This window comes from Lactobacillus sp. N54.MGS-719 (assembly GCF_000980505.1).
In the GTDB taxonomy this organism is placed as follows: Bacteria; Bacillota; Bacilli; order Lactobacillales; family Lactobacillaceae; genus Lactobacillus; species Lactobacillus amylovorus.
In genome coordinates this window covers 43,123-50,187 of the sequence record NZ_LARO01000008.1, presented here as the reverse complement: position 1 = coordinate 50,187, position 7,065 = coordinate 43,123, and the positions used below count along the sequence as shown (strand labels likewise).

General features: G+C 39.3%; 9 protein-coding genes and 1 tRNA gene. 6 read left to right on the top strand and 4 right to left on the bottom strand.

From position 1 onward, the window contains the following. Nucleotides 1-397 (top strand): RNA-guided endonuclease TnpB family protein (locus WS44_RS02780; protein WP_288145668.1); only part of this gene is annotated, 397 nt, incomplete at its 5' end. Nucleotides 398-755: 358 nt separating this feature from the next. On the opposite strand, the gene WS44_RS02775 is transcribed toward WS44_RS02780, so the two are convergent. Continuing rightward, entirely contained in the window at nucleotides 756-2,072 is a 1,317-nt protein-coding gene (locus WS44_RS02775) for a C1 family peptidase (protein ID WP_013437061.1), read from the bottom strand. Nucleotides 2,073-2,210: 138 nt separating this feature from the next. Then, nucleotides 2,211-2,636, bottom strand: a complete 426-nt coding sequence (locus tag WS44_RS02770) for an Hsp20/alpha crystallin family protein (protein ID WP_013437062.1) — start codon at nucleotides 2,634-2,636, stop codon at nucleotides 2,211-2,213. 234 nt (nucleotides 2,637-2,870) lie between these two features. Between WS44_RS02770 and greA the strand changes: the two genes are divergently transcribed. Together greA and WS44_RS02760 are read left to right on the top strand one after the other, a co-directional pair. Next, nucleotides 2,871-3,302 (top strand): transcription elongation factor GreA, encoded by a 432-nt coding sequence (gene greA / locus WS44_RS02765; protein WP_013641432.1) that lies wholly within the window; start codon nucleotides 2,871-2,873, stop codon nucleotides 3,300-3,302. 76 nt (nucleotides 3,303-3,378) lie between these two features. Next, nucleotides 3,379-4,041: a CPBP family intramembrane glutamic endopeptidase gene (locus WS44_RS02760; protein ID WP_022087203.1), complete on the top strand. Its 663-nt coding sequence runs from the start codon at nucleotides 3,379-3,381 to the stop codon at nucleotides 4,039-4,041. Between the two features lie 59 nt (nucleotides 4,042-4,100). Here WS44_RS02760 and WS44_RS02755 read toward each other — a convergent pair. Both WS44_RS02755 and WS44_RS02750 read right to left on the bottom strand, forming a co-directional pair. Next, nucleotides 4,101-4,171 (bottom strand) — tRNA-Gly (locus WS44_RS02755). Nucleotides 4,172-4,212: 41 nt separating this feature from the next. After that, on the bottom strand, nucleotides 4,213-4,812 hold the full coding sequence (locus WS44_RS02750) for an SOS response-associated peptidase family protein (protein ID WP_013641433.1): 600 nt from the start codon (nucleotides 4,810-4,812) through the stop codon (nucleotides 4,213-4,215). Between the two features lie 102 nt (nucleotides 4,813-4,914). Here WS44_RS02750 and trpS point away from each other — a divergent pair, with 102 nt between their 5' ends. Genes trpS through WS44_RS02735 form a run of 3 tightly spaced genes read left to right on the top strand, consistent with a single transcriptional unit; the run spans nucleotide 4,915 to nucleotide 7,036 of the window. Beyond that, nucleotides 4,915-5,937, top strand: a complete 1,023-nt coding sequence (gene trpS, locus WS44_RS02745) for a tryptophan--tRNA ligase (protein ID WP_013437066.1) — start codon at nucleotides 4,915-4,917, stop codon at nucleotides 5,935-5,937. Between the two features lie 21 nt (nucleotides 5,938-5,958). Beyond that, nucleotides 5,959-6,438 (top strand): ComE operon protein 2, encoded by a 480-nt coding sequence (locus WS44_RS02740; RefSeq protein WP_013641434.1) that lies wholly within the window; start codon nucleotides 5,959-5,961, stop codon nucleotides 6,436-6,438. Further along, the gene (locus tag WS44_RS02735; RefSeq protein ID WP_207301795.1) at nucleotides 6,395-7,036 is read left to right on the top strand and encodes a TPM domain-containing protein; all 642 of its coding nucleotides are present in this window, start codon (nucleotides 6,395-6,397) and stop codon (nucleotides 7,034-7,036) included. The genes WS44_RS02740 and WS44_RS02735 overlap by 44 nt, the downstream gene beginning before the upstream one ends. Nucleotides 7,037-7,065 lie beyond the last annotated feature (29 nt).

Here is a 7,065-nt window from a genome sequence, read left to right as displayed (position 1 = left end):
TAATGACTTTTTACAAGTACTCTCAACTGCACTAATCAAAAACCACGATTTAGTAGTTGCCGAGGAATTAAGAAACAGAAACCTGTTAAAGAATCATGCTTTGTCGCAATCAATTTCTGATGTCGGCTGGCGTAGTTTCCTGAATATGCTGGCTTATAAGGCAGATCTATATGGTAAAGAATTTCTAACAATTGATCCTAAATATACTACTCAACGCTGTCATGCTTGTGGCAGTATTATGGGCCAAAATGGTTATAAGAAATTAACCCTTAAGGATCGGGAGTGGACTTGTCCAATTTGTCGAATGCCCCATATTCGTGATTGGAATGCGGCAGTGAACATCTTAGAAAAAGGATTAAGCAAGTGGCAAAATCCTAAAATAAAAAAAGCAGCCTAGAAAGGCTGCAGTCCGTTAGCAACTCGCGGACTTAAAAGGCTTTGGTAATTAGACGACCTCTATCGGCAATAGTCAAAAGACTATTGCTGGTAAGTCAAGTCCGTATCTAAGCAAGTTGGTGTTCTGGTTAGCGCAAGCTAACGAGCCACTAAGCCCTAGACTTCAGTCTAGGGTAGTTGACGAATAAAGAATCGATACATGAAATGTTTTCTTTATTTAAAAATTTGAAAATTATAACTTTTTATCCAGATGGAAGCTATATTTATAAATAAATATCGTAAATTCTGAGAAATTGAATCGATATTAAAAAGCCAGGTCCTTAGTGGATCTGGCTTTTTAATATACTCAAATTTCTTCATTAAGCTAATGAATCCCATGCTGGTAAGTCAGTGATTGGGCCTTCAGCTAATTCCTTTTGCTTGTCAGTTAAGTACTTCTTGTGAACAACAACTTCGTATACGTAGTCGTTGAACCATTCGTTGTTCATTACGTAGAAGCCCTTTGAACCTGACTTGTCACCCCATGAGTTTTCAACTTTCCATTGACGAACTTCGCCGTTGTCTTCATCAACACCAACTAAAGTCATAGCGTGTGAAACTTGGCCGACACCAGTTCTTAATCTGTCAGCCTTTGACATCTTGAAGTCAACGCCAAACAAGTCATCTAACTTGTAAAGGTTAGTGTCAAGGTAACCAGTCTTACGGTCCATTTGACGAAGAACATCGTTACCGAACCAAACAGCTTCGCCATCCTTTAATTGAGCGATAGCGGCTGAAGATAAGTATTCCATTGGTACGTTCAAAAGCTTGATTCTGATTGAGCCTTCGATATTGTCTTCTGCTGGAAGACCGTACAACTTGTTGTATTCGTGGTCAGGTGCGTTAGTTAAAACAACGTAGTCGTCAAAGTCAACGTCGCCTAAGTACTTGTGCAAGAATTCAAGTGGAGTTAAATTCTTGTCCAAGTGGTACTTCTTGTCGTCGTCACGGTATTCAAGATCAAAAGTCTTAGGTGGTTCACCAACGGCAATAGCAGTCATTTGGTAAACTTCGCTCAAGAACTTTTCACGAGTCTTTGCGATTTCGTCGTCCTTGCCGTATTGCTTAAGGTGACGAAGAACCAAAGCATCCTTCTTAAGCTTGTCACCAAGTGCAGTAGCGAAGCCAGTAGTGTCATTAGTGTTGAAAGTTTCAGGCATTGCGTATGAAGGAACGACACCATACTTTTCAACTAATGCGGCTGCCATTTGGAATTGACCACCATCTGAGCCGGCGAAGTCTAAGTCAGTCTTAACTTGACGAGAATCAAGGGGCATGTCAGCACTGTCCAAAATTCTGTTGTAGAACATGTTGGCACGTTCAATCTTGTCCCAGAAGAAGTTGTAGGCTTGTGAGAAGGTGAAGTTCTTAGCCTTGTACTTCTTGCCGAAAGCGTGACGCAAAACGTTTAAGGTTGCGAATTCCCAGCAACGACCTGAATGCTTTTGGTTAGTAACGTTGTCAGTGTCAAGTTCAGTAGAGAAGACACGAGTTAATTTACTTTGAACGCGATCATTGTATGATGCTTCAAGCACACCACTACGTTGTGCAGCACGAGCAATAACTTTGTTTTCTGGGTTCTTGTTAAAGTCTGCAGAAAACTTTTCCAGCTCTTGTACAGTTAATTCATGAGCCATAAAAAATCTCCTTTTTCATTTTTAATTTTTTCTTAAATTATCTCTATTTTAAGCCAAAACAAAAGCGGGTTCAACATGAACTCGCTTCAGAGAATTATTTATCCGTTACTTATTAGATTTCTTGCAATTATCTAATAATTAATCAATTTGGATAGAATTGCCATCATCGCTAGCGGTTTGCTTTGGCAAAGTGATGGTCAATACACCATTATCATACTTTGCATGAATGTCACTTGCAACTACATTTGGTAATCTGTAGCTTCTTGAGATACTGCCTTCGCTTCTCTCTTGGTGAATGATGTTTCTGTTCTTGTCGCTGGTGTCCTTAAAGGCTTGTCTGGTGCCGGCAACACTCAAAACACCATCTTTATAGTTAAGCTTAATGTCATCTTTGTTCATGCCTGGCATATCAATCTTAACTACATAATCTTTATCAGTTTCAGCAACATCTGATTGCATGATGTTTTCAATTTCACTGTCATCAAAGAAGTTTCTTGGAAAACCAAACCAGTCGTTCATTGCATCCATCATATCATTACGACGATTCATCATATCGTTTGCCATAAATAAAACTTCCTTTCATTTTTTGTCTAAGTTAATTTGTAAGGAGCGAATCATTTGTTTATCTGATCTCTTTTTCCTTACACTGATTATTGTAGCCGTTTTGAAACAAAGTTAAACTATTTAGCACTCAAAAACATATAGTGCTAATTTTTGATTAAAAAGTTGATCAAATTAAGGATTAACACTTGTGGAAAACTCTTACATAATTAAAAAGCAAAAGGAGAAATAACTATTATGGTATATTTTCAAAAGATGACGCCAGAAGGCTACAAACAAATTGAAGATGAAATTGCTCGCTTAAAGAAGGGTCGTCCACGCAGAATTAAAATTTTGCAGGCAGCACGTGCGCTCGGCGACCTTTCAGAAAATACGGAATATACTGAAGCTAAGCGTTACTTAGGCAAACAATTAAAGTATACGGAAATCGTTGAAACTAAGGACGATGGCAAGGTTGATTTGGGCAAAACCGTTGTCTTGAAGTTTGACGATGATGAAGATACTGAAGAATATAAGATTGTTGGCCGGATGGAGGCTGATTTAGCCGATGGCAAGATTTCCTTTGGTTCACCACTGGGCCAAGCAATTATGAAAAAAGAGGCAGGGACGACTTCAACAGTTGGTGCACCGGCCGGAGAATATAAGGTAACTATTGTGGAAGTAAAATAATCTGTATTCAATTAACTGTATTTTTTTGGTATAATATGGGATTTGTAGGATACAATCCAGAATAGGAGTGAAAATCTTGAATACGCCAGAATCGAGAGAGGGCAATGTCATTCGCTATGCAGTGTATTTAATCTGTTACCTGATGGTCTTTGCAGTAGTGAAGCTTGTTACTAGAAAGTCGCCGTTGCATGTCTGGGACCTGATTTTATTCGGTGTCGTGGCTGCGATGATTTTACTGTTTTATGTATATCGCTATAATCGTGAGAATCGCTTTTTTGCGCGTGATTTTAAATTGCCGTGGCTGGGGAATTTCTCGGCGGTAGTTTTATTAACGCTGGTGCTGACGGCTACTCGAATTTCGATTTCATATTTGCAGGCGTATGGCAAAATACCTCTGTATGATTTCCAGACGATTTATCTTAAGAGTCAGTCAACAGGGATGTTCTGGTTCTTGATCGTCGTTCAAGGAATCATCTTACCGATTCTGCAGGAATTCCTAGCAACGGGCTTTTTATTCAACTATGCTTTCCGTAGAGATAGCGTTCAAGTTGCCGTTGTGGGAATCATCGTTTCCGGTTTGATCTTCAGCGTATTGAATTATCAAAGTTCACTCATTAACTTCATTATTGAAGCAATTTACGGCATGCTCTTTGCTTGGAGCTATTTATATTCACAAACGATTTATATGCCAATCTATCTGGCAATCTTAAGCAGTGTTCTAACTGTGATCATGGTTTAAAAAGAAAACAAGATAAAACAAAAACAGGGATGAAAAATTCATCCCTGTTTTTTGGTTAGAGCGGATAGCGTGAATCGAACCCGCATCTACAGCTTGGGAAGCTGTCGTTCTACCATTTAACTATACCCGCAATATATCTTTATTTTATCATGCTTTCGGGCAATAGAACAATTATTTTTTGTGGGGCTGCTTCTGGACAGAAAGTGAAATACTATCTCTGTTGATTAAGCTGGTAAAGTTTTGAAAGAGCCAGCGGCGCAGTTCGCTTGGTTCAATGACCAGCGGCATCCGGTTATGAATGGGCCGCATATCTGAGTTCGGGTCGGTCGTCACCATGGCAAAATTATTATGGTCATAAATACCAGCAATCATCGTAATTGGTTGTTTGCTTTTAAAACTATAGCGTTCATGGTATTTCTTACCGTTATCTGCTTGATAAGTGTTTTTGGCGTATTCGAAGAATTCGCTAGCCAGGATAATGCAGCGCTGCTTGGCAAAGGACTCATCCCACATTGATGGTTTTTGTTCATAAAAACGCTCGATTCTAGCATTAAATAGCGGCTTATTTGCATCGACGGGACTAGGATAGCCCCAGTTTTTATTTACTAATTGCAGCTGTTTGTTTTGATAAAGCAAAACTGGCGCTGTTTGGTTAGGAAAGACGTCTTTTTCTTCATCATTTATTTTTGGTTCAACTAAAGGCAGATCTAGGTCTTCAGTTAGATATTGTTTGATTAATGCGAGTTTGGGTATACGAAATTGATTACACATTTTGATCACCTACGATTAGTTTAATCATAGCCTAATATTTGTTAAAATTAAGTAATTACTTAAATAAAAAATAAACATTAATAATAGAAAAGAGTAAGAAGCATGGCAAAAGAAATTTTATTAACCGGTGACCGTCCAACTGGTAAACTTCACATAGGTCACTACATTGGTTCTTTAAAGAACAGAGTAAAATTACAAAATTCAGGCAAGTATGATCCTTATATTATGATTGCCGATACGCAAGCTTTAACTGACAATGCTCGTAATCCAGAAAAGATCCGCAACAGCTTGATCCAAGTAGCTTTGGACTACTTAGCTGTTGGTCTTGATCCAAACAAGTCTACTATCTATGTACAATCACAAATTCCAGCTTTGTTTGAATTGACTGCTTACTACATGGATTTAGTAACAGTTGCTCGTCTTGAAAGAAACCCAACTGTGAAGACTGAAATTAAGCAAAAGGACTTCAAAGATTCCATTCCTGTCGGTTTCTTGAACTACCCAGTTTCTCAAGCTGCAGATATTACTGCATTTAAGGCAACTATTATTCCTGTAGGGGATGACCAAGAACCAATGCTTGAACAAACTCGTGAAATCGTTAGAACTTTCAACCGAGTTTACAACACCGATATTTTGGTTGAACCTAAGGGTTACTTCCCACCAAAGGGTCAAGGTCGTCTTCCAGGTCTTGACGGTAATGCTAAGATGTCTAAGTCACTTGGCAATGCTATTTACTTAGCTGATGATGCCAAGACCGTCCAAAAGAAAGTTATGTCAATGTACACTGATCCAAACCACATTCACGTGGAAGATCCAGGCAAGATCGAAGGTAACACTGTCTTTACTTACCTTGATGTCTTTGACCCAGACAAGGACAAGGTTGCGGAACTTAAGGAAGAATACCAAAAGGGTGGTTTGGGCGACGTTAAGATTAAGCGTTACTTAAACAAGGTCCTTGAAGCAGAACTTGCACCTATCCGTGAACGTCGTGAAAAGTTTGCTCAAGATGAAGATGCAGTTTACGAGATGCTTTTGGAAGGCTCAAAGAAGGCTAACAAGGTAGCTAACGAAACTTTGCAACAAGTTCGTGATGCTATCGGCTTGAACTACTTTAAGAATAGATAAATAAAAGCAAGGGGCAAAGTCATGCATGATCGAATTCCATGGAAACAATATTTTATGATGCAGGCGTTAGTAATTGCTCAGCGTTCTACTTGTAATAGAGCGCTAGTCGGCAGCGTTTTAGTCAAAGATCACCGCATTATCGGTACTGGCTATAACGGTTCGGTTTCAGGACAGCCGCATTGCGATGACGTTGGCCACCAAATGGTTGACGGCCACTGCGTAAGAACGATTCACTCAGAGATGAATGCCATCATTCAATGTGCGAAATTTGGTGTTTCTACTGAAAATACCGAAATTTACGTGACCCATTTTCCTTGTTACAACTGCTGCAAGGCTTTAGTGCAAGCAGGCATTAAAAAGATAAATTATTATTTTGACTATCGTGATAATCCACTAGCATTGAAGTTGCTTCATGATTGCGGGGTACCATATGAGCAAATTAAGATCGATCGAAAATATGTGGAAGGTTTGGCCCATAAACTTGAAGAAGACGAGAATTAGTTTAGTTGGCTTAGTAGGTTTGTTGTTAGTCTTTTTAACGACTACGGGATTTGTGCAGCCTAATATTGAAGACCATGCTCATATTCTGAATAAAGAAACTAAGACTTTAATTACTGAAAAGAATAATCGCTATTTTCAAACTAAGGAGCAGCCGCAGATCTCTGTGATTACGGTTAAGAGACTGAATAACCTCACTCCTGAGGCGTTGAACCGTACTAAGCGATCGGTATTTATCGTGGTTGGACAAAAAGGCAAGAAGCGCAACGTGCAAATCTTTTCTACTAAGGACCTGCATGGCGCCTTTACGGCTGACGCACGGACCAACATTATTAGAGCTGAAGTAGATAAGTTGCGCAGTCAAGATAATGCCACCTTTAATGAAGGATTACGCTTCGTGTTTAGAGCTTGTGCTACCAAGGTGGATCAGCAGTATCAATATGCACTAGACAAATATGATTTATCGAGCAGCGAGCAAGATAAAATTTCGCATCCACATCGCGTAGCGCTTCCGATTGCGTTAGCACTAGCATTCTTGATCGTCGGAATCGTTTATGTTTTAAGAAGATTCGGCCGCAATAACTACAATTCACGCAATTAGGTGGCTTGACTTATTTAAATTTAGTCCTT

Bases quoted from the DNA above. Each gene is read 5' to 3' on its own strand.
- WS44_RS02775 (WP_013437061.1), bottom strand. From the start codon at position 2,072: ATGGCTCATGAATTAACTGTACAAGAGCTGGAAAAGTTTTCTGCAGAC.
- WS44_RS02770 (WP_013437062.1), bottom strand. From the start codon at position 2,636: ATGGCAAACGATATGATGAATCGTCGTAATGATATGATGGATGCAATG.
- greA (WP_013641432.1), top strand. From the start codon at position 2,871: ATGGTATATTTTCAAAAGATGACGCCAGAAGGCTACAAACAAATTGAA.
- WS44_RS02750 (WP_013641433.1), bottom strand. From the start codon at position 4,812: ATGTGTAATCAATTTCGTATACCCAAACTCGCATTAATCAAACAATAT.
- trpS (WP_013437066.1), top strand. From the start codon at position 4,915: ATGGCAAAAGAAATTTTATTAACCGGTGACCGTCCAACTGGTAAACTT.
- WS44_RS02740 (WP_013641434.1), top strand. From the start codon at position 5,959: ATGCATGATCGAATTCCATGGAAACAATATTTTATGATGCAGGCGTTA.
- WS44_RS02735 (WP_207301795.1), top strand. From the start codon at position 6,395: ATGTGGAAGGTTTGGCCCATAAACTTGAAGAAGACGAGAATTAGTTTA.